Below are 25,117 nucleotides of genomic sequence, written 5' to 3'. Positions count from 1 at the left end.
CGGAATTGTCCTTTCTCAATCCGGGCTTAGTACCAAGCGTCCGGCAGTTCCTCTTTGCGGCGTGCCACATAAGCCGCCAGCTCTTCTTTCTTTGCGATGTCGATGGGGGGCGCTTCATACTGATCCAGCATGTTGTTCCACCGCTCAAAGGCGCGGACGCGCATGTCTTTCGATCCAGCCTCTTCCCAGCTTTCGACGTTTTCACTGTCGCTGAGCTTTGGTTCGTAGAACGCGGTTTGATAATTCCGCATCGTGTGGCCTGACCCGAGGAAATGACCGCCGGCTTCGACTTCGTCGTAGGCGTCCCGGGCAAAGGCGTTATCGTCGACCTCCAGGCCCAGCCCGACCAGCTTTTGATGGCTGCCCAGCCGATCGGCATCCATGATCAGCTTTTCGAACCCGGTGGCCAAGCCACCCTCAAGCCAACCCGCCGCGTGCAGAGTGAAATTCGACCCCGCCAGAACTGTGGAATGCATAGAGTCCGCGCTCTCGTAGGCTGCTTGAGCGTCTTCGATCTTGGACGCCGTCAGAGATCCGCCGCACCGCAAGGGAATGCCCAAGCGCCGGGCGAGTTGGCCAATGGCATAGTTGGACAAAACAGGTTCGGGCATCCCAAAGGTGGGTGCGCCGGATTTCAGCGACATCGACGACAGAAAATTGCCCATGACAAACGGTGCGCCCGGACGGACCAATTGCGCGAAGGCACAACACATCATCGCTTCGGCCATCGCCTGAGCAACCGAGGCTGCTGTGCTGACCGGCCCCATCGCGCCGGTCAGGATGAATGGGGTCACGACCATCGCCTGACTACGCGAGGAATAGACCTGGATGGCCTCAGACGCCACTTTGTCGACCAGCAACGGAGAGTTGGTGTTCACGTTCGCCATGATGCAGACATTGCCCGCCTGCGCTTCTGCCTCCATCCGGTCTGAACCGAACAGGATTTCCACCATATCCACGGTGTCTTGCGCCCGCTCTTTTTCAGTAATGGCACCAAGGTGAGGCTTGTCCGACAGCGTCATATGGGCAAACACCATGTCCAGATGGCGCTTGCTGACGGGAATGTCGGTTGGTTCTGCGATCACAAGACCGCCGTGATGCAGGTTCGGATGCAAATAGGTAAGCTTCAGCAGCTTTTCGAAGTCGTCGTATGTTGCATAGCGACGCCCACCTTCCAGATCGCGCACAAAAGGTGCGCCATAGATGGGGGCGAATACCTGGTTGGTACCACCGATAACCACAGACCGGTCCGGGTTGCGGGCCAATTGCATAAACTGCTTTGGTGCCTTGGCACAAAGCTCTCGGATCCATTTGGCATCTGCCCTGATCAGATCGTTATGCGGGCCGGTTGCAGCAATGCCAGCCTCACGCCAAATCTCGAGCGCTTTTGGATCGTCGCGAAATGCGATTCCGACATTTTCCAGAATCCAATCGACCTGTGCCTCGATCTTCTCAAGCTGCTCTTCGCTTAGAAGATCGAAATAGGGCAGGTTGCGACGGATATAGGGTGAAGCGGGAACGCTGCTGTCTGTTTGCGTCGATCTGCGTGTAGTACGAGAACGTCGGGCCATCTCGGATCTCCAATAGGGATTTGCTTGGACGTACCCGATTCCGTATTTTCTGTGATCCTTGAAAATTCGTATCTCTTGGATACAAATATATTATGGCAACGTTCTGGAAATACCTTGGCTCGCCCCGCAACCTGATGGTTTTTGACGCGGCGGCAAAGCACCGCTCTTTCACAAAAGCAGCGGAAGCACTAAACATGCACCAACCTGCTGTCAGTTCAGCGATCAAGAATCTTGAAGAGGCATTGGGTGTGATCCTTTTCGTTCGAGGGCACCGATCGGTTGAGCTGACCACAGCGGGAAACCGTTTGTACACAGATGTTTCAAAGGCGTTGGGCGACGTTGAAGAATCTGTGATGGCCGTCCGCCAGATGGGGCAGGACGATCACGTCACTCTGAATTCATCCACGGCATTCTCTCACTATTGGATGATGCCACGTGTGGTGAAACTCCACGAGAAGCATCCGGATATTGACTTGCGCCTGCAAAACAGTGATCGGGAGCCGAATCTTGACATGGAAAACATCAGCCTTGGCATACGCCTTGGTGATGGCAAGTGGCCGGACTGTCACTCGGCGAAACTGGCGGATGAGGTTATCATGCCGGTGGCAAATCCGCGGGTGTTCACGGCAGCGAAAAACCTGAAGTCCATCCCGAACCTGATGAATGAACGCCTGATTCATCTGGAAGAACCGATCCGCGAACGCCCGACGTGGTCGCATTGGTTTGCGCATCACGGTATCAAGGACCGTGTTTTTGTTTCGGGAATGCGCCTGAACGACTATGCGCTGGTTTTGCAGGCGGCCATTTCCGGCGAGGGGTTTGCTTTTGGTTGGGAACACATCGTTCGGGATATGGTCCGGTCAGGCACATTACTTGCCAAGCACGAGTGGGGATGGCGCACTGGGAACGGAATCTTTCTGGTCTGGTCGAAGAACAAACCGCTGGTCAAACAGGCAGTGCAAGTGAGGGATTGGATAATCTCAGTGTCTGACTATCCAGATGCTCCTCACTTTACCTGAGCCCCCAGCGAGGTTTTCGGGCAAGTCCTGGTATAGGATGGCAGCTGGCCAAAGTGTGAGTGGGCAGCGGACAAACCTGGCATTAGGTGAACTTGCTGTTCTCCAAATTCGCTGACGCGACGAATGTCCGGTGCGATGGTCCGCACTGCGGCAAAACAGATGGCAGTCGAGCGGCAGCTATGGGCCGTTCGTACAGAGGGAAGAGTTCACAACTCCAACGCTAACGTTGTCCCAACCGAACCTCGAATCCGTCCACGATGTCGAAAGGAAAGCCCATCTCTCGCGCCACTTCCTGCATTGCGTTGGCGAAGCGCAGCCAATACGAGGAACCTGTGGACCGTTCGTCGAGATCGTCGAGAAAAACGATGATCGTATTGGCCTCGAATTCCATTGGAAGCCCGCGATCTGCCGCCAGTTGAAAGAAACGGGCCATTCCGGTAAGCGCGGGCTTGCGTAAGTACGCTTTGATCTTGGTCCGACCCTCTTCGATTGCTTTTGATTGTGACACATAGCGTTCCGGCACGCCCTGTGCCACGAGCTGGCGGCTTACTGGTACGGCGGCCAAAAATCGACCTGTCTTTTCGTCTTGCATTCTGTCGTTCTTTCTACTGGTTTGGCATCGTCAGCTGTGGATTCCACCGTTGAAGGAAGAGGAGGATGTTCTTGAAATATCCTACCTTGAAGTCGGGGTTTGGCTGCTGAGGTCCGTGCTGGAAGCAGGACCGCGAAATCCTCTGGACGGTCTCGGAAGCGGCGAGAAATGCCATCTCCGGATCCGATTCATCAGGAAAGACCGTCGAGAAACGCTGCCAGTACCAGGCGATGGCAAACCGGTTTTGGCGGATCCAGCTTTCCGAAACCGGCGGACGCATGCGACCCCGAAACCCGACAGGCTCGCCAGCTTTCAAGCCCTCCAGCCATGCGCCGACTTCCGCAGCCAGAATGGGCGGCAAAGGATTTTCCGCATTGGGCGGGAGCTTTTTTTCCAACTGCCCGATAGGCTCACGTGACAAGTTAAACGTCCTGCTGATGTCATCGTCTGCGCGGACGCAGTCCAAAGCCCCGACCCCCGCTCGGAAAACGGCCCTCTCGGATTGTTCCAAATCCTTCTGGACTGATTCAGCCCATGGTTTCGTAACCTCAGCTGGAGAAACACCCGCTTTCAGCGCGTACCGGCGCAGCGCGAGGAGATTGTTTTCGTGAACAGCACCAAAGCCGCGCTTCTTACAACTGTCGCGCAATCGCAACCAGTTGTCTTTGCCCTCTTCTGCGACTTGTGTTTTGCGGGATTTTTGGCCCGAGAACGCTTCCAGTCCCGATATCATGATGTGTCGCCATGCCCGATATTGCGCGGGGCTCGAGAAATGGTCAGGCGTGCGCGATGGATTTTCCGACCACTCACCTTCAAATGTTCGGGGATCGTTGAGCGAACACGAATTGAACCCGCCGCCGAGCACCTCCTGAAACTCGATGGCCGCCTTCAATCGCGGCCAGTTTCCTTCTCCGAAACCTCCGCCCTCTCCCCATGTTTTCAACGTTTTTGCCATATTGGTCTGCTCTCCTTTTCGAGGATATTGGCCAGTTCCGGTTGTTCCAAAGTCGATCTCCGGAAAAAATTCAGTGCTGCCCCGGTTTGCGCTGTTTGGGCCATCCGCTTGCGGGCAGAATGTTGAATTGCCTGGTCCGCGGTGGGAATTTCTGAATTCTCTCAAGTGGCCAGACAGTTCCTGCATGCTGTATGCGGATGTTGATTTCGGTGTATCCGGGGGCATTCCCGCCTTGGCAGTAGCCAACAACAAAGCCGTAGCCCGTTAATTTCGCAAATCGGGACAATGTGTCTTTCAGCTTGCGATCGACATCTTTCAGCCGGAAGGGAGTCGACGCCGAAGCTGGATCCAGAAATCGCGTACCGAACATCCTGAATTCTGGTCGTTGCATTTTGTGGTGCAACGCGATCTGGAGAAGGACATCCATATCAAGATCCGTTCGAGCCACCTTAAGACTTTCCGTAGTAAGCAGGGCGTAACGATCCATCTCGGACATCATGGAAAACGCAAATTTCGAACACCGCCACTGAACGTGACGCCGGTCCGGCAATAGCCTGATGTCATCAAATAGCACCCCTTCCGCCGTCCAGAAATCTATCGTGGCCCGGAAATGCCGGGTGTCGTTAGACTTCGGCGCACAGCCCAGGGCGCGAAAATCCCTGAGGGGCATCCAATGTGCGCTACCGTATTCGCTGCGCCAATCGATGATCGGCCAGTCTCCAAGCAGATGCTGGAAATGGATCGTGGCAAGCAGAAATCTTTGATCCCTCAGTGCGAGCCCCATCGCCCTCAAATATTCGATCATAACTGACGACACTCTGAACTTTCAGTTGTCTGCAACCATTTCGAGCTTCCCATATGACGATTTCGGGGAGCTGGGTTGCGAACACTATTTTCGGAGGCAGGTTTGATTTCCTTTGCCGTATTGCTGCAATTCTGCTCCGTAACGGGTCCTTCATCGGCCCGTTTCTATCGACAGCAACCCGTTCTGGCGCGCCTTTTTCACCGCAACGCACAGAAAATCATCATTATTTCCACGTTGAAATCTTTGAAATCACCAAATCTGGAAATGACAATGGCAGTTGGTTTTTTTGGCTGGAACGCCACAGCGGCCAGCGCAACATGATCAACAGAAGGTTGTCAGGTGCCAGCGTGAACGCCCCCCTGCTCACAACACACACCCGACAAACGCAAACACACTCGGATTGTTTCCCCGCTTCCAATCGAACCAATTTCCGCTTCGGAGACCGGGAAAAGCCCGGTCTCCGAGCCGAAACCACAAATTGTCAAATTCGGATTGACCGGGAATTTGACAAATTCCCATGCTAACGAGGGAAAGTCATGACCACCAAATCCAACGCAGGACGTCCAAAGTCCTACAGTGAATCCCAGGTTGCCAAGGCCATAGGCGATCTTGCAATGCGAGGGATGGAGCCTTCGGTTGAAAACGTGAAACGGCACCTTCGGGAAGAGCAGCATCTCGCCATAAATCCGCGACCCGAGGCCCTACAGACCATGATCGAAGACATCCTTACCCGGGAAAAGGAAGAACGGACACTGCGTCAGATTGAGGCCCTGCCCTCCCAAGCAACCGGGGCCATCGATCAGACATGCGAATTGGTCAGGCGTCAGTTGCTGCTTGGTTTCGCCGAAGGATCCCCCAGCACGCTTTTTTGAGCAGCCGAAGTTCGAGGGCCTGCTCGGCAACGACCTCTTTCAGATCGCGAGCTTCCCGGCGCAGATCCTTCACCTCGTTTTATGTCGCCGCACGCGCCGTGTCGCCCGCCATGTGCTTCTTTCCCGCCTCCAGGAGTTCTTTCGACCAACTGTAATAAAGACTCAGGGCAATACCCTCACGGCGGCACAACTCAGCAATGCTGTCCTCGCCTTTCAGGCCGTCCAGCACGATCCTGATCTTCTCTTCGGCTGAATATTGTTTGCGGATTGCTCGACGGATGTCTTTCACGGCCTTCTCGCCGTGGCTCGGCAGTGTTCCGGATTTCTTGTTCATCTTCACTCCATAAAGGTTACGATGAACCAGAAATCCTCCCTTATCAATTTACCCTAAACTGTCCCATTGGTGCTGACGGCAGACACCCATTATTAGAATCTGAAAATTCTATTCCGATAGAAACCGGCGCTGCACTTCGGCTTCCTGCTGGCGCATTAGGGTCCAGGCAATCTCCATGTGGCCGGCCATAATGGACCGCGCCAAATCAGATTCGCCGTCCCGCAAGGCAGCGACAAGCCGCTGCTGATGGTCACGGCCCTGCTTCCAAAGTTCGGTATTTGGCGGCGAGTAAAGTCGGCGGTAAACCGTCAGGTCCGCCAAAAGATTAACCATGAAATCAATGATGAAACCAAGCAACGGATTTTGCGCCTGCTCCGCGAGAATGGCATGAAACCGGAGCGACGCAACATGTTGTTCGCGCTCTTCATCAGCGGACGTTGCTGGTTCGGAATATTCCGCGATGTTTTCCTCAAGCTGGCACAAGATTTCCTCGGGCAGTTTTCCCGCAAGCGTTGCTGCAAGCTCTGGCTCCAGGGTCAAACGTAGCTGGTAAATGTCGCCGATTGTGAGATCCTTGAAGTAGAAATAATTTCCCAACAGGGCCTTGGCACGCTGTTGGCTGACTTCGTGAACAAAGCTGCCACCGCCCGGTCCGGTGCGGGTCTTGATCAGGCCCTGCGCCTCCAGCACCCGCATCGCTTCGCGGATTGTGCCTTTGGCCATTCCGAAGCGTTCGATCAGATCTGCTTCGCCGGGCAATCGGTCACCAGCTTGTAGCCCCTGCTCTACCACCCAGTCCTTGATCGCCTCGGCGACCTGGACCGGTCTGCTGAGCCTGGGTTCAGTCTTGGATCGGATGGTGGCAGGCTGCAAGTTGGTCTTCTCCCACAGGTTCAAGTTCTGGCTCTTGCGTCCGGCACAGATCGGTCGCATTTGGACACCGTCCGGCAAAGGCGCAGCCCGGCGGTGGCTTCAGCGGGTCCGGAAGCTCAGTTCCTTTTTGCTCGGGTGCGGTGAGCGGACGGCCAACAACCGGCGCGCTTTCAGCCAGCAGTTTTGTATAGGGATGACGAGGATTTGCAAAGATCCGCTTGGCATCGCCGATCTCAACCACCGAACCAAAATACAGCACCATGATCCGGTCACTGACAGCCTCAACCACTGCAAGGTCATGTGTGATAAAAAGGTAGGTCAGGCCAAACTCTGTTTTGAGGTCAGCCAGCAGATTCAAAACCTGCGCCTGCACCGACACGTCCAGCGCTGAAACTGGCTCGTCCAGCACTATGATCCGGGGGTTGGCGGCCAAAGCCCGTGCGATTCCAATCCTCTGCGCCTGCCCGCCCGAAAACTCATGAGGATAGCGTTCGAGGAACTCTTCCCGCAAATTGACCGATGCGAAAATTTGGGAAACTCGCGCTTCCCGCTCGGACCTCGGCATCCTGTAAAGGCGTTTCAGCGGCGCTTCCATGACCTGCCGAATGGTTTTCCGCGGGTTGAGGCTGCTGTTCGGGTCCTGAAACACATATTGTATCAGTTTGCCGAATTTGGCAGGGTCCGCGTTGTCGAGCGCTTTCCCTTCAATTTCGATTGTCCCTTCGCTGGCGTCCAGAAGCCCGACCAGCATCCGCGCCAATGTGGACTTACCACACCCGGATTCCCCGACCACACCCAGTGTTTCCCCGGTTTCAACTTGAAACGACATCGGCCGCACCGCGCGCACTCCTGCCGGCGCAGCGCCAAATAGCGGTTTTTTCAACGTAAAGGTCTTTGCCAGATTGTCCACTTTGAGCGCGGGCATCAGACCGCCTCCTCGGGATAGTGGCAACGAACCGCGCGGGAGGTATCACCTTTCAACATCACTTCGCTCGTTCTGCACGTGTCTTGCGCCTTTTCGCAACGCGGGGCAAAGGCGCAGCCGGGCGGAAGGTCGTCGACAAGTGGAGGCAATCCGGGGATCGCTGCCAATTCGCGCTGTCCACCACCCAATTCCGGAACGCAGGCAATCAGACGCTTGGTATAGGGGTGGGCTGGCGCTTCCAATACAGATGATGTTGGCCCTTCCTCAACGATCCGTCCTGCATACATGACAGCAATTCGATCGCAAAGCTGTGCGACGACGCCAAAGTCATGCGTGATGAAGATGATCGCCAACCCACGCTCGCGTCGCAAATCGTCAAGGAGAGAAAGGATTTGAGCCTGAACGGTAACGTCAAGGGCTGTCGTTGGTTCATCTGCAATAATCACGTCGGGTTCGTTTGCCAGCGCCATCGCAATGCCAACGCGCTGACGCATTCCGCCTGACAATTCGTGCGGGTAATTGTCCACCCGCGCCTCGGCATTGGGAATGCGCACATCCCTGAGAAGTTGCACAGCCCGCGCCTGCGCATCGGCCTTTGGGATATCGTGATGCGACTGGATCGCTTCGGACAGTTGTCGTCCAACGCGATAGAGTGGATGCAAAGTAGATAGTGGATCCTGAAAAATATATGCGACGCGATCCCCACGCTTCTGACGCAGGCTTTCATAAGACGCGCCAATCAGATCCTCGCCCTGAAACCGCACCGCGCCGCCGGTGATCACGCCCGGAGGTGAGGCCACCAGTCCCATGACGCTTAGAGCCGTGACTGATTTTCCCGATCCACTCTCCCCGATGACACCCAGGCATTCCCCCTGTTTGACAGACAAAGAGACACCGCCTACGGCCCTATACACGCGGCCGCCGACATGAAACTGGGTCTGCAAATCCTGAATTGCGAGTAGATCATCGGTTGGTGCGGGGACTTCACCCTTACGCTCAACCAACGTCATGGCACGTGGTCGTGACAGTGCCCCAGATCGCAGGCGCGGGTCGAGCGCATCGCGCACCCCGTCGCCCAGCAAGTTTATCGACATAACAATCAGAAAGATCATTATCCCCGGAACGACCGAAGTATGCGGGTGTGAAATAAGGGCAGACCGCGCCTCGCCCAGCATTGATCCCAGGTCGGCTTGCGGCGGCTGGCTGCCAAGGCCGAGAAAGCTGAGACCGGCGGTTTCCAGGATCATCCAGCCGACAGTCGTCGACATGGCAATGATTATGACCGGTAGCACGTTAGGCAGAAGTTCCGTCAGGATGATACGAATGTGCCCCATTCCTGCAAGCCGCGCAGCATCAATGAATTCACGCCCAGCCAGCCCGACCGTGATCCCGCGAATGTTTCTGGCAAAGAACGGAACGTTCACGGCCGCAACCGCAATCAGCGCATTCATGAGGCCCGGGCCCAAGGCAGCAACAATTGCCAGCGCGAGCAATATATACGGAAAGGCCATCAACATATCGACGCCCCGCATGATGATGTTGTCGGCACGACCGCCAAAATATCCTGCGACAATGCCAATGGCCGAACCGATCGTGGCCGCAATCAGGGCTGCAGCTATACCAACCGCAAGACTTAGGCGCGTGCCATGTAAAAGGCGGCTGAGCAAATCCCGTCCCAAATGGTCGGTACCAAGCAGATGGCCTTCAGTGAACGGCTTTTGAAATCGATCCGCCGTGGCCGTGATATCCGGGTTTTGTAACGGCAGGACCGGCGTCAGCAACACCAGGATCAGGATCACGCTCAGGACAACCGCGCCCAACGCCGCCAACCGGTTGCGAAACAACAACTTGAGAAAAGCCGTCATGTCTTGATCCTTGGGTCAAGCAGGCTCTGCGCGACATCGACCGCGATATTAAACAGCACATAACAGGCGGCCACGAACACCACGCCGCCCTGTACCAGCAGAAGGTCGCGCTTGAGGATCGCATCGACCAGCATTCGACCAACTCCGGGCCACTGAAAGACGATTTCGATGTAAACGGCACCAGACAGAACGAACCCTGCCTGAATGCCCAGTACCGGGATGATCGACACCATGGCCGCGCGCAATGCGTGGCCCATGATGACGCGACGCTCGGGAACCCCCTTGGCGCGGGCCGTTCGTATGAAATCCTGACGCAATACCTCCAACATGGCCGAGCGCGAGAGGCGCGCAATAACGCCAGTTGCTACAGCGGCCAGCGCCAGCGCAGGCATAATCAGGTGACGCAGCAGGTCCGGCAGATCACCGCCGCCATAGATGGCATACATGCCCGACACCGGCAGCCAGCGCAGGTTCACCGCAAACAGCAGGATCATCATCATGCCGAGGAAAAATGAAGGCACCGAAATGCCGATCAAGACAACAAATGTAATGATCTTGTCAGCGACGCCGTATTGGCGAGCAGCGGAGATCACCCCGGCGAGAATGCCCAGCACCGAACACAGAACGAAGGCCGTGCCCGCCAGTATCAGCGTCGCGTTGAACCGTTCCAGCACTTCGTCGATAACAGGCCGGTTCAGCGAATAAGAACGGCCGAAATCACCAGTCAGCATGTTGGTGATCCAGATGAAGTACCGGGTGATTACAGGCTTGTCCAAGCCAAGGTCGCGATTCAGTTTTTCCACGTTCTCTGGCGTCGCATAGGAGCCAAGGATCGCCGTGGCCGGATCGCCGGGGATAAGGGACATGATCAGGAAAACAATGATCGTGATCCCCAAAAGGACAGGGACAGCCGATATCAGACGTTTGACGATGTAACCGCCCATTCTGCCCTCATTCGCAGACGCAGAGGGCCGGAAAAATCCGGCCCCTGACTTTAAGGTTTAGTTTTTCACAACACCTTGCAGGTGCAACAAGAATGACGGCTCCAGACCAAAATTCTCAACCCGGTCATTGGTAACGGCATTCTGCTTCCAGTTGGCAACAAAGACCCATGGGGCATCGTCCTGCACAATGGCCTGCATTTCGCGGTACAGTCTGGCACGCTCATCCTGATCGGTGGCGGTACGCGCAGCCTCCAGCAATTCGTCAACTTTTTCGTTGGCGTAATAGCCCGAGTTAAACCCCCCCTTGTCAGGCCAGGCTTCTGAGCGCAGCGCCAGATATGGCAGCGTGTCCGGATCGTTGGTCATCCACGCCATTTCGGCCATATCCGCCTTGCCTTCCAGGCCGGGATTCACCTCTCCCAGGAATGTATTCCATTCATAGGTCTCGATGTTGACGTCGAAACCCACCGCTTCCAGGTCAGCCTGAATGGCGGTTCCCATCGGCACCGGATCCAACATGCCCGAACCACCTTCGGTGACATAGAAGGTCAATTCCGCTCCATCCGCACCGGCCTCGGCGATTAGGGCCTTGGCCTTTTCGGGATCATAAGCGTAGGGGTCCAGTTCTTCGTTGTATGCCCAGGCAAATGCCGGAGGAGTTGGACCAGCCGCAACCGTGGCTGTACCTTCCAGCACGTCATTGACGATCGCTTCCTTGTTGATCGCGTAGTTTGCAGCCTGACGCACGCGTTTGTCCGCGAATGGACCTTCCTTGGCGTTCAGGATCAGGAACCAGACATGTGGTCCGGCCTGTTCAGCAACCGAAAACGCATCACCTTCGAATTGGCCCAACGAGGTGGGCGGGACTTCAACCATCAGGTCGATGCCCCCTGCCAGCATTTCGGCCACGCGCGTATTGGCATCGGTGATCGGGCGGAAGACGACAGCCTCGGTTCCCGCGGGCTCGCCCCAGTAACCATCGTTACGCTCAACAACAACTGCTTCGTTCGAACGCCATTCACCGAACTTGAACGGACCAGTGCCGACAGGGTTGCGGCCAAACTCTTTGCCGTTCGCCTCAACCGCAGCAGGCGATACGATCAGTCCGGTCGGATAGGCAAGGTTCGACAGGAAGGGCGCATAAGGCGCGTTCAGTGTGAACTTCACCGTCATGTCATCTACGACTTCGGTCGACTCCACCGCTCCAAAGAAAAAGCTGAGCGGGAATGGACCGGTGTCATGATACGGATGGTTCTCATCCAGCATCCGGTCGAAATTGAATTTCACGGCCTCGGCGTTGAACGGTGTCCCGTCGTGAAATGTGACACCGTCGCGCAGAGTAAACGTGTACTCCGTACCATCTTCGCTGATGTCCCATCCGGTTGCCAGCGCCGGTTCCACTTCGAGCGTTCCGGATTTGTAACGGGTTAGACCTTCGTAAACGTTCACCAGAATCCGGAAATCATTCACCGCGGTCACGGCCGCCGGATCAAGCGATTTCGGCTCTGCGATCTGACCGACGATGAGAACATTAGGTGGCGTTTGGGCAATTGCGGGGGACGTGACAGCACCGACAACCAACGCCGTACTTGCGGCAGCGGCCATCAGACCCCGTCGGGTCCAGGTCTTGAACAACATTATCATTCTCCCAGTTGGCATGGCACACCTTATTTATCATGATAAATTGCATCGGTCAATTTTTCATGATAAATAGCAGAAGTTGTAAGGACTGGAGCGATATGACTTTTTCGATTCTTGCACGTGATCCCCTGTCTGGCGCCATTGGTGGCGCAGCTGCAACCGGCTCGTTATGTGTTGGCGGCTGGGTTCTGCGCGGCCACGTTTCAGCTGGAATGTCGGCCAGCCAGGGTGCCGCGCCGTCAACAATCTGGGGTGAAGAGGTCCTGACAGCAATGCACGACGGGGCCTCTGCTGCGGATGCTGTGGAACAGATCTCCGCTGCGGATGACGGCAGAGCTTATCGCCAATTAACTGCACTCGATCTATTTGGGCAGACAGGCGAATTTACCGGGGCTTCCAACGAGCCAGAAAAAGGCAGCCTTGCTTTTCACCAAGGAATTGTCGCCGGAAACTTACTGGCCAGCACTGATGTTTTGGACGCGATGGTCGATCGGTTTGCTGAAGCCGAGGGGGGACTCGGCGACAGGCTTCTCGCGTCCTTGAGGGCGGCCACTCAAATGGGCGGCGACAGCCGGGGGCTTTTATCCGCGGCGTTATTGGTACTGCACCCGGACAAGCCGCCTCTGTCATTGCGGATTGACTACGACCCTGACAACCCGATTGCAGCACTTGAACACTTGTATGGGAAAGCAACAACAGGCGCGTATTCCAGATGGACGGAACAAGTACCAACCCCCAACGACCGGGAGCGCATCCTTGATTGATTGGGGAGCACGCGCCGAAACTTTGCTGAACGAACTCGCTGCTTGTTCGGAACCCGGCCCCGGGGTGACCCGCCTGCCTTTTACCGCCGAGCATGATGCGGCTCTCGAATTACTGAAAGCCGAAATGTTCAAGACCGGTTTGACTGTACGCCTCGACGATGCGGGCACACTGGTGGGACGGCAAGACGGGCCACCTGGCTGCAAGACATTGTTACTGGGATCTCATCAGGATTCAGTTCGTGAAGGTGGCGCATATGATGGGATCATGGGCGTCGTTCTGCCAATCCTCGCCCTACAAAAACTTCAAAGCGAATGCACCGAACTGCCATTTGGCGTAGAGGTTCTTGCCTTTGCAGATGAAGAAGGGGTGCGGTTTCCGACCGCCCTTATCGGATCACGCGCGCTGGCCGGAACTTTTGACTCATCAACTCTGGAGATGCGCGACCTGCAGGGCACGACACTGATGGAGGCAATGCGTTCGTTTGAATTAAACCCCGAGAAATTTGACGCACTCGCTCGAGACCCAGAAGACATCATTGGATTTCTCGAAACGCATATTGAGCAGGGCCCGGTTCTTGAACGCGAAGATGAGGCTGTTGGAGTCGTCACAGCTATTTGCGGCATCGAACGGCATCAGATCATCCTGACCGGAGAAACCGGACACGCTGGTACCCTACCAATGCAGGGACGAAAGGATGCCCTCGTCGGCGCAGCAGAGATCGTTTCAGAGGTGAACAGAATGGGGCGCGAAACGGCTGATCTGCGCGCCACTGTCGGTTCACTCACGGTGGAACCAAATGTCGTCAATGCGATACCGCGGATTGTACGGCTGACGGTCGAAATTCGCTCTCCACTGGACGGAAACCGCCTGCAAGCAGGTCGGGACTTGCATCAATTCGCTCAATCCATAGCTGCGAGTATGGGTTTGACCATCGAGTGCTCGGTAACATATTCCCAGCAAGCCCAGCCCTGCGATGCCAGATTGTCATGTGTCTTGACTAATGCAGTCAGATCCAAGGGCGCCAAGGGGTTGTCATTGCCCTCGGGCGCTACGCACGATGCTTCGGCAATGGCAGATCTGTGCCCGGTCGCAATGCTGTTCGTTCGCTGTCGTGATGGTGTGAGCCACAGGCCGGAGGAATTCGCATCTTCGGAAGATCTGGGAGTCGCCATCGACGTTCTTGCGGAGTTTCTCAGGTCTGCTCACTAACAGCAGTTAGCGCGCTGCGACCACTATGAACTCCACCAGATACTCGGGGGTTGCCAGCTTAGCCTCGCCGCAAGCACGGGCCGGTGCGTGCCCCTCGGGCACCCACGCGTCCCAGACAGCATTCATTTCGGCGAAATCCTTCATATCGGCCAACCAGATGGTCGTTTGAAGAATGCGTGTCTTGTCGCTTCCAACCTCGGCGAGCAACGCATCGATCTTGCCCAGACAATCCTGCGTCTGCCGCGCGACCGGTGCACCAGCGGTGCCAACCTGACCTGCGAGATAAATCGTATCACCATGCTCAACGATCTGGCTCATGCGCTTGGCGGTATGATGGCGGGTGATTTCTGTCATATTATTCCTCATGGTCAGGGATTGAAACGACCCGGATCAAGCGCCTGAACGATGTCAGGTTGCAAGCCGGGATTTGAATTGCAGATCAAAGCAGCAGTTAGACGAGCCAACGCCGGGGCGGTCTGGACACCATACCCCCCCTGCCCGGCCAGCCAGTAAAAACCTTCGGATGTTGGGTCGTACCCGACAACCGGGGTGCGATCCTTTGAAAAAGTACGCAGGCCCGCCCAACTTGTCTCGACGCGTGTGACAGGGGTGGAAACGGCCTGTTCGTATCGGTGCAGGCCTTCCGCCAAAACCATATCATCGACCCAGGCGTCATGGGGATCAACAGGGTCCTCGTCTGCCGGGCTGACCATCAGCTTTCCCGCTTCAGGTTTGGCGTACCATTGCTCGGTCGCGCTGGCGAAAAGAGGCCAATTCCGGATCTCGTGCCCTGAGGGCGCAGGCAACAAGGCCGCCGAGCGCCGCATTGGCAACAATCGAACGTCCGTTGCTTTTGCCATTCGGGCGATTGCCTCGGCCCAAGCCCCTCCGGCATTGATCACTATAGGGGCCTGAAAACTCTGACCACCCGCCTGCACGGCCCAGACGCCGGAATTTCGTTTCAATCCCGTAACTGGCGCGTTGGTTTCAACCGCACCGCCACGCAACTTTAACAATCGGACATACCCTGCAAGCATTCGGTCAACATCGATGTCCTGCGCGTCCCACTCAATTACAGCGCCTGCGATAGCGTCTTTGCGTAAGATCGGAACCAGCTCGACTGCTTGAGCAGGTGTCAATTCCTCAAGCCCTATTGACCCAGATTTATAGGCGTAGAGCGCGTCGAGCTCTTTGCCCGTCGCCACCAGCATTTCGCCACGAGGGGACAGCAGGCTTTGATCGCTAACTCCGTTGGGGGCTTGCAGAAACGAGGCAGATTTCGCGTTCAGTGCGCGCAGGGTCTCGTTGCCATAGTTGCGGATGAAAATCGCTGCAGAGCGGCCCGTCGCGTGATAACCAAGCTGGCTTTCGGCCTCGAGAACGAGAACATCCATATCCTCTGCAAGCTCAGCCGCGGCACTGATCCCGGCGATTCCGCCGCCGATCACAATGACATCCGCCGTTTTCACACCGCCTCCTGAAACCCGGTTAGAACCCGAGTCAGATTTTCACCCAGACTTTCGGACAAGTAGCCACCTTCCTGCACAAACAGTACGGGCAATCCAGTTTTCGCAATGGCCGCGCCAATGCGCGAAAACCCGTCTTTCGTCACCGCCAGCCCCTTAAACGGATCGTCGATTGATGCATCCAGCCCAAGCGCCACGACGAGTACGTCTGCCCCAAAACCCTGAACACGCTGTAGTGCAACATCCAGCGTCGCCATATAGTCGTCGTCGCAGGTACCCCGTTCCAGAGGAAGGTTGAGGTTATAGCCCAGCCCGCGCCCTTCCCCACGCTCCTGCGCATGACCCCAGAAGAATGGATAAAAACGCGCCGGATCGGCGTGAATGGAAACCGTCAACACGTCGTCACGCGCATAAAAGATGCCCTGCGTTCCATTTCCGTGATGCACATCAACGTCCAGGATTGCGGGTCGAAGACCAGCTTCGCGCAAGCGTTCCGCTGCAATTCCAGAGTTGTTCAAAAAGCAAAAACCGCCCGCCAGATCCCCAAATGCGTGATGCCCGGGTGGGCGCGACAGCACATATGCCGATCTTTCCTCGCCTTTGATCAGGTCAGCCCCCGAGATTGCGGATTGAGCGGACCAATAGGCAGCCTCCCACGTGCCTTCCGCGATCGGGCAAGCGGTGTCGGCCTGATGAAACCCGGCTTGTCCAACGGCAGACTTGGGATAGCCATCTGACCGGGCCGCAGGGTGTATGTTCGGAATAACTTCTTCACCAGCATCAGGTATCCTGCGCCAACGCGAATAGATATTCTGTAGAAAAGTCAGGTATTCTGCTGAATGCAGCGCGGCAATCGGACCGAAACCCGCGTCACAAGGAGCCAGGAAAACGCAGCCTGCGGCCTCAGCTCCGGACTTCAAAACTTCGATCCGCTTTGGCTGTTCCGGGTTGGGAAGGATGGCCCCGTTGGCCATGAAATTTTTCGGATCGTGCCGCCACTGCCGCGCGTCAAACACCGCTTTCATTCTTCACCTCTCAGAGCCGCGCATCCGGCGTTATTCAAGATATATTCGTTTTGACCTTGAAGGGGTTCAAACCCCAGACGATCGTAAAACCGTCGAGCGTTGGGGCTATTGTCATACACGCTGAGCTTAATGAAATTGGCGCCCCACAACTCGCCCCCATCTTCCAGAGCCGCACGTAAAAGGCGCGCCCCAAGTCGCTTTCCACGCTCTTCCGGAGCAGCCCATAGATCTGAAACGAAAATCCCGGCGCTGCCTCGCGTTGTTGAAAAAACCGGGGAATACAGCGCCACGCCCAAGACCTTATCGGTTTCGGCCAGAACAGCGCGAAAGCCCGGCACATCCGACCACGCCACGCCTTCAAGGTCCGCTGCCTGAGCGATATGTTCGTCATCCAATTCGTTCGACAAGCGCCGCAGTGCTGTGTTTAGGCGCTCGGCATCACGTCGTTCGGCGACACGCAAAACAACCTGCATCAGAAAGCCGTCCTATCCGCACCTTTAAGACCCAGCATGTCCCGCGCTTCAGCTGGACTGGCCACTTCGCGGCCAAGATCTTCGACAATACGGCGGATTTTCTGAACCTGTTCAGCGTTCGACTTCGCCAGCACTCCACGAGAAATCATCAGACTGTCCTCCAGCCCGACGCGGACATGCCCGCCCATTGCCGCTGCCATCGTGATCAGCGGCATTTGGTGGCGCCCTGCTGCCAGAACAGAAAAATAATAGTCCTGCCCAAAAAGCTTGTCTGCGATCACCTTCAAATGCGTCAGGTTTTCTGGGTCCGGCCCGATTCCACCCAAAACGCCAAATACGAATTGAATAAACAACGGCCCCATGACCAAGTCGCGGTCAAGGAAATGGCGCAACATATAGAGGTGGCCGACATCATAGCACTCGAACTCGAACCGCGCACCGCGCTCTGTACCCATTTCGGTCAGGATTCGCGCCATGTCTCGCGGCGTGTTTTTGAACACAAGGTCATCCGAATTTCGAAGAAACGGTTCTTCCCAATCGTATCTCCACTCGGAAATACGGTCGGCTGCGGGATAAAGCGCAAAATTCATCGTTCCCATGTTCAGACTGCACATTTCCGGTTCGACTCGCTTGGGAGCTGCCAGGCGGTCGTCCAGCGACATTATCGCGCTACCACCAGTGGATATATTCAGGACTGCATCGGTGGATTGCTTGATCCGCGGCAGAAAACCCATGAAGTCGTCGACACTCGCGGAAGGTCGTCCGGTGTCAGGGTTGCGGGCGTGCAGATGCAGGATTGCTGCACCGGCCTCCGCTGCTTCAACAGATTGTGCGGCAATCTCATCAGCCGTGACTGGCAGATGAGGCGACATTGATGGCGTATGGATAGAGCCCGTGATAGCGCAGGAGATCAGAATTTTGGACATGTCACGCCGCCTTTCCCGCGATTTCGGCGGAGAACTGGGTCAGTGAAGCATCAAGGCCTTCAATAACCTCGTCCAAATTCGTGTCAGACACGATCAGAGGCGGGCATACGAGAATATGATCCCCTTCTATCCCGTCGCGCGTACGGCGAGAGTAGACGATAAGCCCTTTTTTATAGGCAATATCCACAACTCTTTGATAGGCATTCCATTCTCTTGGCAACGGGGTCTTGCGATCCCGGTCGGCCATGAGTTCAAAAGCAGTTAGCAGGCCTTTGCCACGCACATCCCCGATGATGTCGTGCTTTTGCATCAGGCTTTGCAACCGCACGAGCAGTTTGTCCCCCATACGGGCTGCGTTTTCGCACAGACCCTGGGATTCGATCTCTTCGACAACCGCCAACCCGGCAGCGCAGGCCAATGGATTGCCGGCGTACGTATACCCATGCGCAAATCCGCCAGCATCCAGTACGGCCTCAACCAAGCGATCATCCACAATCACCGCACCCAGCGGTACATACCCGGACCCGATCCCCTTGGACATGACGACAACATCCGGACGGGCGGGCCAATGATCCGATCCCAGAAAGCGACCTGTGCGCCCTGCCCCGGTCATCACTTCGTCAGCGATCATCAGGATACCATATTCGTCGCAGATCTCACGGATACGCTCCATGTAACCGACCGGCGGCACCAACGCCCCGGTTGATGCCCCACCGACCGGCTCGACGATGAAAGCCATGACACTTTCAGGCCCTTCCTTGTCAATCTTCGCAGCCAGCATGTCAGCGTAATGGCGGCCGGTGTCCGGATCTTCCGGGTTTTGGCCATCGAGATACGCTCTTGGTGCAGGGATCTTGGGCATCTGCCGCAACATCGGCACGAAAGGCTCACTCAGTGGCTCATAGCCTGTTACGGCAAGCGCCCCCAACGTGCTTCCATGGTACGAGGGCTGCCGTGATATCACCTTCCATCGACTGCCCTGCCCGACAGCCTTCATGTACTGTCGAGCAAGTTTCAGCGCACTTTCTACAGCTTCTGAACCGCCCGAGACAAAGAAGACTTTGTTCAGTCCTTCCGGTGACAGTGCAGCCAGCTTGGCGGCCAGCTTCTCTGAAGCCTCGGTTTCGAAATGAAGGCGATAACCGAAGGTCGATTTCTCCATCTGCTGCCGCATTGCGGCCAGCACGTTGGGATTTGAATGCCCGACATTGCAAACCATCGCGCCAGATGAACCGTCCAGATAGCGTTTGCCATCCTTGTCCCACATATAGACGCCGCGGGCCTGATCCAGAACGGGTTTGCGACCCCGGCCCTGATAGAACAGATGGGACATGTCACCCCCCTTGCAACGCCGCGCAATCCTGCGGGCGGAAGCCAACGGTCACCGCGCTGCCTTCGGTAAACGGTGCGTCGTCGATCATGTTGATAGCCTGTAATTGCGTGTCACCTACGCGCACGAAATAGCGGACAGTCTGGCCCTGATAATCAACTGTTTCAACACGGGCGGGGGCGGTAATGAGTCCATCGGTCGCTGCACTTTCGTCAAACAATGTCAGTTTCTCGGCGCGCAGCACCAGCTTCGCCGGTCCCTGTTGAACCTGACCCGCTTTGTCCGGTGACACATGAACTTTTCCAAATAGCGGTGCATCCAGAACAGCGCCTTGCGCGTCCTTTTGCTCACAATGCCCCGCCAGAATGTTCGATGCGCCAAGAAAATTCGCCACAAATTCGCTGGCGGGCGTGTTGTAAACTTCTGAAGGTGAGCCAACCTGTTCGACACGACCGGCGCTCATCACGACGATCGTGTCAGACATGGCAAGAGCCTCTGATTGGTCATGCGTAACGAACACGGTCGTCACGCCAATCTGATGCTGAATTCGTTTCAGTTCGACCCGCATGTCTTCCCGCAGGTTGGCATCCAGCGCGGAAAGCGGTTCGTCCAGCAACAGCACCTCGGGTTCGATCACGATCGCCCGCGCAAGGGCGATACGTTGCTGCTGACCGCCTGACAGGGCCTTGGGGTAGCGGTCGCCAACATCCGGCAGTTGCACCAGATCCAGGGCAGCTTGAACCTTGCCTGGGATTTCACTCTTGGGCACATCGCGATACTTCAACCCGAAAGCCACGTTTTCCGCGACTGTCTTGTGGGGGAACAGTGCGTAATTCTGGAAGACTATACCAAGGTTGCGTTTGTGAATAGGCACATCGTTGACACGCCTGCCGCCGATCAGGATCTCTCCCTCGGTCGGGTCCAGAAGGCCTGCAATCATTCGTAAGTTGGTGGTTTTACCGCAGCCTGAAGGGCCCAAAAGAGTTACGAAGGCGCCTTCGGGGATTTCGAGGTTTGTTGAATGCACTGCGGTGAACGATCCAAAGCGCTTCACGATGTTATTTAGTGTGACGGAACTCAAAGAACATTCTCCGGATCGTTGGAAACTCCCCCGGGGCAGCCCCGGGGGATTGGTTCGTTCAGTAGCCCTTCTGGACGCGGCCAAAGGTCTTGGACCACTCGGCTTCGTGCCCGTTCCAGTAGTCTGGATTGGCAAAGGTCAGGCCTGACAGAGTTCCTGTAGGATCGAACGCTGGCAAAGTTGGAATTTTGTCGCCCAGCTCAACTTTTGTCGGATCAAGCGCCGTCGGATAGTTCTGCCCCTCGGCGACGGCAATCGAAGTTTCCGGCGCCAGCATGAAGTTCAGCAGCTCCTCACAGGCTTCCATCGGCGAGCCCTTGATCACGAACAGGCACTCCTGCCAGCCAAACCCATTGGGCGGGTCCATGTAGCCGATATCGTGACCCTGTTCCTGCAACGCATAAATGCGACCCGACCAGCCTTCGGTCACGTAAATTTCCTCTTCGGCCAGCAAACTCATCAATTCAGCGCCCGAGGTCCAGTATTTCAGAGCCAGATCACGATGCGCGCGAACCGCATCCCAAGCGACCTCTTCATCCGTTACCCCGTTCGGATCCTGGCCGGTCTGCAACGCCGCATACCACATGCGTGTGCGCCAATCGCTCCATCCACCGATCTTCCCGTTCAGACTTTCTTCGATCAGGATATTCGCGCCCAGTTCCTGCATCTGATCATCGCTGACGTGCTTACGGTTATAGGCCAGCCCGGTTGTGCCGTAGTCGTACGGAACACAGCTCAGCTTGCCATCTGTTACACCGCGGAACACGTCCACCAATTTTGGGATCACGAATTCCAGGTTCGGGATATTGTCCTCGTTCAGTTCTGAAGTCAGCCCCAGCCCGTGATATCGGGCGTAGTCAAATACACCGGACAGATGGGCGATGTTGTACTCTCCCGGCTGGCTGGCTTTGACGCGACTCAGATATTCGTCGCCGCCACCGAAGGTTCCGTCGACTACGGCAATACCGGTTTTTTCTGTGTAGGGATCAAAGGCGTGCTTGCGAAAGGCTTCGGAAACCACGCCGCCCCATCCGTCGAAGCGGACCTGATCAGTGGCCGCATGCGCATATTTTGCAAAGGGCGTTTGCACACCGTAAGCCAGGCCGGCTGCGCCGATCAGCCCCAGAAAACCGCGGCGGTCAATGTCACCGTTCATATACCGATCGCGCAAGCGCTCATACCGGTTGGTGTTGTCCATTTTCTTGGTCATTTTCCTCTCCTTGTCGGGTATCCAGTTCGTATCCGGCGGTTTTTACGTACCGCTCTTTTTGGCCAATTGTCGTGCGATGGCGGCCCCCAGCAAAGGCAATCCAACGGTCATGACAATCATCACGGTTCCAAGCGCGTTGATCTCGGGTGAGATCGAATTGCGCAACATGGCAAAAATCTGGGTGGGGACTGTTTCGACACCTCCTGGCTTCCAGAACAATGTGCCAGTGATGTCGTCGAAACTGATCGTAAAAGCGAACAATGCACCGGCTAAAACAGCTGGCAACATCAACGGCAGGGTGATCTGAAAAAAGGTCTGAACCGGAGTTGCGCCAAGGCTCATTGCCGCTTCTTCTACATCGCGCTTGATGCTGATCAACCGGGCCTGCACCACCAATATTACGAAAGGGAGGGTGAATATCACGTGACCAAACAGCAGCAGGCCAAAGCTTTTGTTGATGCCAAGAAAGTTCAGGAACAACAATAGAGCCACAGCCAGCACGACCTCGGGAACCAATATTGGCGCAATCAGCAAAGTCGAGATTGCGTTGGCTCCGGGCACCTTGTAGCGCACCAGCGCAAGGCTCGCCAAAACACCAAGCGTGGTCGAGATCAGCGCTGTCATCAGCCCCAACAGGATCGACGTCCGGAAGGCTCGCAGAATTGCCTCATTGTTCCAAAGCTCAACAAACCAGCGAAACGAAAACCCTGTCATCGGGAAGCTGCCGAATTGCGAGGCGTTGAAGCTTAGCAGCACGACAACGGCCACTGGCAGAAACATGAACACATAGACACCGATCGACCATGCGCGGATCAGGTTCCATCCCATCTTGCCGCGACCGTCCATCAACCCAGCCCTTTCATCAGCTGAGCCATGCCCAGATATCTGTTATAGATCATCACCAAGGCCCCCAGCACTGCCAGCAGCATCAAGCTCAGTGCCGAACCAAGCGGCCAGTTGAGTTGGGTGATAATGGCTTCGAAAACGAGGTTGGCAAACATTGCATCACGCGGTCCCCCCAAAACCAGAGGCGTGATGTAAGTCCCTGCACCCAAGACAAAACACAGTAACCCACCTGCGGCCAACCCGGGGAGCGATAGTGGCAAGGTGACTTGCAGAAATGTTTCCCATTTCCTTGCGCCAAGCGAGTTTGCGGCGTCTTCCAAATTTGTGTCGATCCCGTCAAGGCTGACATAGATATTCAGGATCATGAACGGCAGGAGGAAGTGCACCAGCCCCAGTATGACCGTCGCTTCATTATAAAGCATCTGTATCGGTTCAGAGATAATCCCAAGCGACAACAACACCGAATTGAATGCGCCGGACACTCCCAGAATGTTGATCCAACTCATCGTTCTAATGATGTAGCTGATCCAAAACGGCAGCATCAGAAGCAAAAGCAAAATTGCCTTGTTTCCCTTCGATCTGGCAATGAAATAAGCTGAAGGGTATCCCATGATCGCACAGACAATGGTTGTTATTGCGGCAATGCGTAGAGTGCTGATCAGGATATCGCGATAGAACGGATCGGTCAGCGCCTCGTTCCAATTGTCCAGATAGAACCCGACCTGATCCGCTCCGGTCGCGGTGCGCAGCCAAAAGCTGTAGACCACTATGAACATCAATGGCACGAACAGCAGCAATGCCACCGCGGCAAGTGCTGGTGAAAGCAAAATCCACGGCTGGCGCGCTTCGCGGGTTTCGATTGACATTTCGGGCCTCGGGTAAACTCTTGCCCTTACAGTGCAAATGCTCCAATCATAGATCAAATAGATAATTGAAATTCTGAGTATAGATATCATCTATGGCTAAGTCGCCCAACCAATACGATCCTGACCGCGTGGCCCGAGAATTGGACTGGAACCTGCTGCGTACCTTTGTTGTTCTTGCAGAAAGCCACTCCATAACCGATGCAGCCAATCAACTTGGGCTTCGCCAGCCTTCTGTTTCTGCGGCCCTCAAGAAACTCGAAGACCGGATTGGCCGAAAACTGCTCGACCGTTCCCCAGGGCGATTTGTGCTGACCGATGCGGGCCATCTGCTTTATCGCGAGGCCGTTGAAATCAACGGATCCGTGCTGCGCCTTTCAACTTTGATGCGAGACCTGACTGACGAAGTTCAGGGCAACGTCAAGATTGCAGTGGCAAGCCACGTTGTGTGCCCTCTACTCGACGAAGCCCTGGCCTGTTTCCATGCGGACCACCCCAATGCGAGCTTTTCGATTGAAGTACATTCCAGCGCCGACGCCATCGCCGAGGTCGCGGCGAAACGGGCATCATTTGCGGTTTGCCTGGTGAAGGATCACAATCCCAAACTCGAATACCGCCGCTTGTATCGAGAATACTTCGGACTATTCTGCGGCCCTAACCACCCGTTCTTTGGCCGCAAAGATTTAACCGTCGCGGACCTCGCGGGACAAAGCTCTGTCAGCTTCGAAACGGACCGCCTTCAGGATGTACTGAGACCGGTCACTGTTATGAGAGCCCAAGCCGAATTGGGGCAGAAGATAACTGGCGTCTCAAGCCATTTGGAAGAGGTTCGGCGCATGATCGTGGCCGGGCTTGGAATCGGCCCTCTCCCTCTGCATGTCGCCGCACGGGACGTCCGAGATCAGCACCTTTGGCAAGTTCCGCCTTACGAAGGGCTGCCCGCCATCGATGTTCACGTTGTCTGGAACCCGGCCACAGTCAAAAACCGAGCCGAAGAACTGCTGCTACAGGAAATCCTGGCTGCTATTGACACAACGCCAATGGACATTCGCACTTACCGCTGAGCGCCGTACTCAACCGTGTTGCCTCAGCCGCGCCACTGTTTCTTTCGGATGGGCATCCAACAGCGCAAGGAGCTTGTACGCGGGCCCTCCGGGGCGGCGGGCGCCGCTCTCCCACAGTTTGTAGCCAAATTCGCTCATCCCGATAAGTTCGGCCATTTCCGCCACGGTCAAACCGGTCTTTTCGCGGACCTCAAGAGGGGTTGCGACGGGCTCGGATATGGTGTCCGAACGGGTGCCTTGCGCCGGATCAACGGGCACAAGGCTGGGATCCGGTCCTGTCATCATCTGCTCCTTTTTATTGTCATTTGAAGCATGGCCATAGGTCATGCCTGAAGTTCGCGATTGCGCCGATGTCAAAGTCTGGCGCGCAGGCGTTTTTCAACCGTGCTCAGCCTGCGGGTGGTCTGAGCCATATCTGTCCGGAGGGTCCGGATTTCATCAAGGATGCCCTGAATATCCTCCG

26 protein-coding genes and 1 pseudogene are annotated in these 25,117 nt (G+C 56.0%); 6 read left to right on the top strand and 21 right to left on the bottom strand.

The annotated features are described in order from the left end of the window. Positions 1 to 26 precede the first annotated feature (26 nt). On the bottom strand, positions 27 to 1,571 hold the full coding sequence (locus tag J7394_RS19800) for a trimethylamine methyltransferase family protein (protein WP_209255662.1): 1,545 nt from the start codon (positions 1,569 to 1,571) through the stop codon (positions 27 to 29). A 134-nt stretch (positions 1,572 to 1,705) separates the two neighbouring features. On the opposite strand from J7394_RS19800, the gene J7394_RS19795 reads away from it, so the two are divergent. Beyond that, positions 1,706 to 2,590: a LysR substrate-binding domain-containing protein gene (locus tag J7394_RS19795; RefSeq protein ID WP_247748322.1), complete on the top strand. Its 885-nt coding sequence runs from the start codon at positions 1,706 to 1,708 to the stop codon at positions 2,588 to 2,590. Positions 2,591 to 2,810: 220 nt separating this feature from the next. Here the strand turns inward: J7394_RS19795 and J7394_RS19790 are convergent, their stop codons facing one another. The 3 genes from J7394_RS19790 to J7394_RS19780 all read right to left on the bottom strand — a co-directional run bounded on the left by J7394_RS19790 (position 2,811) and on the right by J7394_RS19780 (position 4,942). Next, positions 2,811 to 3,182 carry a hypothetical protein gene (locus J7394_RS19790; protein ID WP_209255658.1) on the bottom strand — a complete coding sequence of 124 codons (372 nt, stop codon included), beginning with the start codon at positions 3,180 to 3,182 and terminating at the stop codon, positions 2,811 to 2,813. A 13-nt stretch (positions 3,183 to 3,195) separates the two neighbouring features. After that, positions 3,196 to 4,137 (bottom strand): hypothetical protein, encoded by a 942-nt coding sequence (locus J7394_RS19785; RefSeq protein WP_209255656.1) that lies wholly within the window; start codon positions 4,135 to 4,137, stop codon positions 3,196 to 3,198. Positions 4,138 to 4,207: 70 nt separating this feature from the next. Beyond that, the gene (locus J7394_RS19780) at positions 4,208 to 4,942 is read right to left on the bottom strand and encodes a hypothetical protein (RefSeq protein ID WP_209255654.1); all 735 of its coding nucleotides are present in this window, start codon (positions 4,940 to 4,942) and stop codon (positions 4,208 to 4,210) included. Between the two features lie 102 nt (positions 4,943 to 5,044). Between J7394_RS19780 and J7394_RS19775 the strand changes: the two genes are divergently transcribed. Both J7394_RS19775 and J7394_RS19770 read left to right on the top strand, forming a co-directional pair. Beyond that, positions 5,045 to 5,263, top strand: a complete 219-nt coding sequence (locus J7394_RS19775) for a hypothetical protein (RefSeq protein ID WP_209255652.1) — start codon at positions 5,045 to 5,047, stop codon at positions 5,261 to 5,263. Positions 5,264 to 5,478: 215 nt separating this feature from the next. Then, complete coding sequence (locus tag J7394_RS19770) at positions 5,479 to 5,814, top strand: hypothetical protein (RefSeq protein ID WP_209255650.1); 336 nt, start codon at positions 5,479 to 5,481, stop codon at positions 5,812 to 5,814. Here the strand turns inward: J7394_RS19770 and J7394_RS19765 are convergent. The 6 genes and pseudogenes from J7394_RS19765 to J7394_RS19740 all read right to left on the bottom strand — a co-directional run. Continuing rightward, positions 5,807 to 6,148 (bottom strand): annotated as a pseudogene (locus J7394_RS19765) (transposase); the annotation flags it as partial. The gene J7394_RS19770 and the pseudogene J7394_RS19765 overlap by 8 nt on opposite strands. Positions 6,149 to 6,256: 108 nt before the next feature. Next, the gene (locus tag J7394_RS19760; protein WP_247748321.1) at positions 6,257 to 7,021 is read right to left on the bottom strand and encodes a FadR/GntR family transcriptional regulator; all 765 of its coding nucleotides are present in this window, start codon (positions 7,019 to 7,021) and stop codon (positions 6,257 to 6,259) included. After that, positions 6,990 to 7,949: an ABC transporter ATP-binding protein gene (locus J7394_RS19755; protein ID WP_209255726.1), complete on the bottom strand. Its 960-nt coding sequence runs from the start codon at positions 7,947 to 7,949 to the stop codon at positions 6,990 to 6,992. Before J7394_RS19755 ends, J7394_RS19760 begins: the two co-directional genes overlap by 32 nt. Next, positions 7,946 to 9,811, bottom strand: a complete 1,866-nt coding sequence (locus J7394_RS19750; protein ID WP_209255648.1) for a dipeptide/oligopeptide/nickel ABC transporter permease/ATP-binding protein — start codon at positions 9,809 to 9,811, stop codon at positions 7,946 to 7,948. Before J7394_RS19750 ends, J7394_RS19755 begins: the two co-directional genes overlap by 4 nt. After that, positions 9,808 to 10,755, bottom strand: coding sequence for an ABC transporter permease (locus J7394_RS19745; protein ID WP_209255646.1), 948 nt, complete (start codon positions 10,753 to 10,755; stop codon positions 9,808 to 9,810). The genes J7394_RS19750 and J7394_RS19745 overlap by 4 nt, the downstream gene beginning before the upstream one ends. A gap of 57 nt (positions 10,756 to 10,812) precedes the next feature. Further along, positions 10,813 to 12,393: an ABC transporter substrate-binding protein gene (locus tag J7394_RS19740; RefSeq protein WP_209255645.1), complete on the bottom strand. Its 1,581-nt coding sequence runs from the start codon at positions 12,391 to 12,393 to the stop codon at positions 10,813 to 10,815. A gap of 101 nt (positions 12,394 to 12,494) precedes the next feature. Here J7394_RS19740 and J7394_RS19735 point away from each other — a divergent pair, with 101 nt between their 5' ends. Together J7394_RS19735 and J7394_RS19730 are read left to right on the top strand one after the other, a co-directional pair. Then, complete coding sequence (locus tag J7394_RS19735; RefSeq protein ID WP_209255644.1) at positions 12,495 to 13,160, top strand: DUF1028 domain-containing protein; 666 nt, start codon at positions 12,495 to 12,497, stop codon at positions 13,158 to 13,160. A gap of 22 nt (positions 13,161 to 13,182) precedes the next feature. Then, positions 13,183 to 14,370 carry a Zn-dependent hydrolase gene (locus J7394_RS19730; protein WP_247748320.1) on the top strand — a complete coding sequence of 396 codons (1,188 nt, stop codon included), beginning with the start codon at positions 13,183 to 13,185 and terminating at the stop codon, positions 14,368 to 14,370. A gap of 6 nt (positions 14,371 to 14,376) precedes the next feature. Here the strand turns inward: J7394_RS19730 and J7394_RS19725 are convergent, their stop codons facing one another. From J7394_RS19725 to J7394_RS19680, 10 genes are read right to left on the bottom strand one after another with little or no spacing between them, the layout of a single operon-like run. After that, entirely contained in the window at positions 14,377 to 14,724 is a 348-nt protein-coding gene (locus J7394_RS19725; RefSeq protein WP_209255643.1) for a RidA family protein, read from the bottom strand. A gap of 14 nt (positions 14,725 to 14,738) precedes the next feature. Beyond that, a complete protein-coding gene (locus tag J7394_RS19720) occupies positions 14,739 to 15,839 on the bottom strand; it encodes an FAD-dependent oxidoreductase (protein ID WP_209255642.1) in 1,101 nt (366 codons plus the stop codon). Continuing rightward, positions 15,836 to 16,861, bottom strand: a complete 1,026-nt coding sequence (locus J7394_RS19715; RefSeq protein ID WP_209255641.1) for a histone deacetylase family protein — start codon at positions 16,859 to 16,861, stop codon at positions 15,836 to 15,838. The genes J7394_RS19720 and J7394_RS19715 overlap by 4 nt, the downstream gene beginning before the upstream one ends. Next, complete coding sequence (locus J7394_RS19710) at positions 16,858 to 17,334, bottom strand: GNAT family N-acetyltransferase (RefSeq protein ID WP_209255640.1); 477 nt, start codon at positions 17,332 to 17,334, stop codon at positions 16,858 to 16,860. The genes J7394_RS19715 and J7394_RS19710 overlap by 4 nt, the downstream gene beginning before the upstream one ends. Next, positions 17,334 to 18,260 carry a 3-keto-5-aminohexanoate cleavage protein gene (locus J7394_RS19705; protein ID WP_209255638.1) on the bottom strand — a complete coding sequence of 309 codons (927 nt, stop codon included), beginning with the start codon at positions 18,258 to 18,260 and terminating at the stop codon, positions 17,334 to 17,336. The genes J7394_RS19710 and J7394_RS19705 overlap by 1 nt, the downstream gene beginning before the upstream one ends. A gap of 1 nt (position 18,261) precedes the next feature. Beyond that, on the bottom strand, positions 18,262 to 19,593 hold the full coding sequence (locus tag J7394_RS19700) for an aspartate aminotransferase family protein (RefSeq protein WP_209255636.1): 1,332 nt from the start codon (positions 19,591 to 19,593) through the stop codon (positions 18,262 to 18,264). A gap of 1 nt (position 19,594) precedes the next feature. Further along, positions 19,595 to 20,671, bottom strand: coding sequence for an ABC transporter ATP-binding protein (locus J7394_RS19695; protein ID WP_209255634.1), 1,077 nt, complete (start codon positions 20,669 to 20,671; stop codon positions 19,595 to 19,597). 58 nt (positions 20,672 to 20,729) lie between these two features. Then, positions 20,730 to 21,869 carry an extracellular solute-binding protein gene (locus J7394_RS19690; protein WP_209255722.1) on the bottom strand — a complete coding sequence of 380 codons (1,140 nt, stop codon included), beginning with the start codon at positions 21,867 to 21,869 and terminating at the stop codon, positions 20,730 to 20,732. A gap of 54 nt (positions 21,870 to 21,923) precedes the next feature. Beyond that, positions 21,924 to 22,709: an ABC transporter permease gene (locus tag J7394_RS19685; RefSeq protein WP_209255721.1), complete on the bottom strand. Its 786-nt coding sequence runs from the start codon at positions 22,707 to 22,709 to the stop codon at positions 21,924 to 21,926. Between the two features lie 17 nt (positions 22,710 to 22,726). After that, positions 22,727 to 23,593, bottom strand: coding sequence for an ABC transporter permease (locus tag J7394_RS19680; protein ID WP_209255632.1), 867 nt, complete (start codon positions 23,591 to 23,593; stop codon positions 22,727 to 22,729). A 92-nt stretch (positions 23,594 to 23,685) separates the two neighbouring features. Between J7394_RS19680 and J7394_RS19675 the strand changes: the two genes are divergently transcribed. Continuing rightward, positions 23,686 to 24,654, top strand: a complete 969-nt coding sequence (locus J7394_RS19675; RefSeq protein ID WP_209255630.1) for a LysR family transcriptional regulator — start codon at positions 23,686 to 23,688, stop codon at positions 24,652 to 24,654. 9 nt (positions 24,655 to 24,663) lie between these two features. Here J7394_RS19675 and J7394_RS19670 read toward each other — a convergent pair whose 3' ends face one another. Then, on the bottom strand, positions 24,664 to 24,936 hold the full coding sequence (locus tag J7394_RS19670; RefSeq protein ID WP_209255628.1) for a DNA-binding transcriptional regulator: 273 nt from the start codon (positions 24,934 to 24,936) through the stop codon (positions 24,664 to 24,666). Between the last annotated feature and the right edge of the window lie 181 nt (positions 24,937 to 25,117).

Source organism: Ruegeria sp. R13_0 (assembly GCF_017743995.1).
Classification (GTDB): Bacteria; Pseudomonadota; Alphaproteobacteria; order Rhodobacterales; family Rhodobacteraceae; genus Ruegeria.
Note: the sequence above shows the minus strand (reverse complement) of the source record. Positions and strands in the feature narration are given on the sequence as shown.

Excerpts from the sequence above, each read along its gene's own strand:
- J7394_RS19680 (WP_209255632.1), bottom strand. The coding sequence starts at position 23,593 with ATGTCAATCGAAACCCGCGAAGCGCGCCAGCCGTGGATTTTGCTTTCA.
- J7394_RS19780 (WP_209255654.1), bottom strand. The coding sequence starts at position 4,942 with ATGATCGAATATTTGAGGGCGATGGGGCTCGCACTGAGGGATCAAAGA.
- J7394_RS19710 (WP_209255640.1), bottom strand. The coding sequence starts at position 17,334 with ATGCAGGTTGTTTTGCGTGTCGCCGAACGACGTGATGCCGAGCGCCTA.
- J7394_RS19670 (WP_209255628.1), bottom strand. The coding sequence starts at position 24,936 with ATGACAGGACCGGATCCCAGCCTTGTGCCCGTTGATCCGGCGCAAGGC.
- J7394_RS19690 (WP_209255722.1), bottom strand. The coding sequence starts at position 21,869 with ATGGACAACACCAACCGGTATGAGCGCTTGCGCGATCGGTATATGAAC.
- J7394_RS19725 (WP_209255643.1), bottom strand. The coding sequence starts at position 14,724 with ATGACAGAAATCACCCGCCATCATACCGCCAAGCGCATGAGCCAGATC.
- J7394_RS19745 (WP_209255646.1), bottom strand. The coding sequence starts at position 10,755 with ATGGGCGGTTACATCGTCAAACGTCTGATATCGGCTGTCCCTGTCCTT.
- J7394_RS19770 (WP_209255650.1), top strand. The coding sequence starts at position 5,479 with ATGACCACCAAATCCAACGCAGGACGTCCAAAGTCCTACAGTGAATCC.
- J7394_RS19700 (WP_209255636.1), bottom strand. The coding sequence starts at position 19,593 with ATGTCCCATCTGTTCTATCAGGGCCGGGGTCGCAAACCCGTTCTGGAT.
- J7394_RS19705 (WP_209255638.1), bottom strand. The coding sequence starts at position 18,260 with ATGTCCAAAATTCTGATCTCCTGCGCTATCACGGGCTCTATCCATACG.
- J7394_RS19685 (WP_209255721.1), bottom strand. The coding sequence starts at position 22,709 with ATGGGATGGAACCTGATCCGCGCATGGTCGATCGGTGTCTATGTGTTC.
- J7394_RS19715 (WP_209255641.1), bottom strand. The coding sequence starts at position 16,861 with ATGAAAGCGGTGTTTGACGCGCGGCAGTGGCGGCACGATCCGAAAAAT.
- J7394_RS19800 (WP_209255662.1), bottom strand. The coding sequence starts at position 1,571 with ATGGCCCGACGTTCTCGTACTACACGCAGATCGACGCAAACAGACAGC.
- J7394_RS19735 (WP_209255644.1), top strand. The coding sequence starts at position 12,495 with ATGACTTTTTCGATTCTTGCACGTGATCCCCTGTCTGGCGCCATTGGT.
- J7394_RS19790 (WP_209255658.1), bottom strand. The coding sequence starts at position 3,182 with ATGCAAGACGAAAAGACAGGTCGATTTTTGGCCGCCGTACCAGTAAGC.
- J7394_RS19750 (WP_209255648.1), bottom strand. The coding sequence starts at position 9,811 with ATGACGGCTTTTCTCAAGTTGTTGTTTCGCAACCGGTTGGCGGCGTTG.
- J7394_RS19795 (WP_247748322.1), top strand. The coding sequence starts at position 1,706 with ATGGTTTTTGACGCGGCGGCAAAGCACCGCTCTTTCACAAAAGCAGCG.
- J7394_RS19675 (WP_209255630.1), top strand. The coding sequence starts at position 23,686 with ATGGCTAAGTCGCCCAACCAATACGATCCTGACCGCGTGGCCCGAGAA.
- J7394_RS19785 (WP_209255656.1), bottom strand. The coding sequence starts at position 4,137 with ATGGCAAAAACGTTGAAAACATGGGGAGAGGGCGGAGGTTTCGGAGAA.
- J7394_RS19740 (WP_209255645.1), bottom strand. The coding sequence starts at position 12,393 with ATGTTGTTCAAGACCTGGACCCGACGGGGTCTGATGGCCGCTGCCGCA.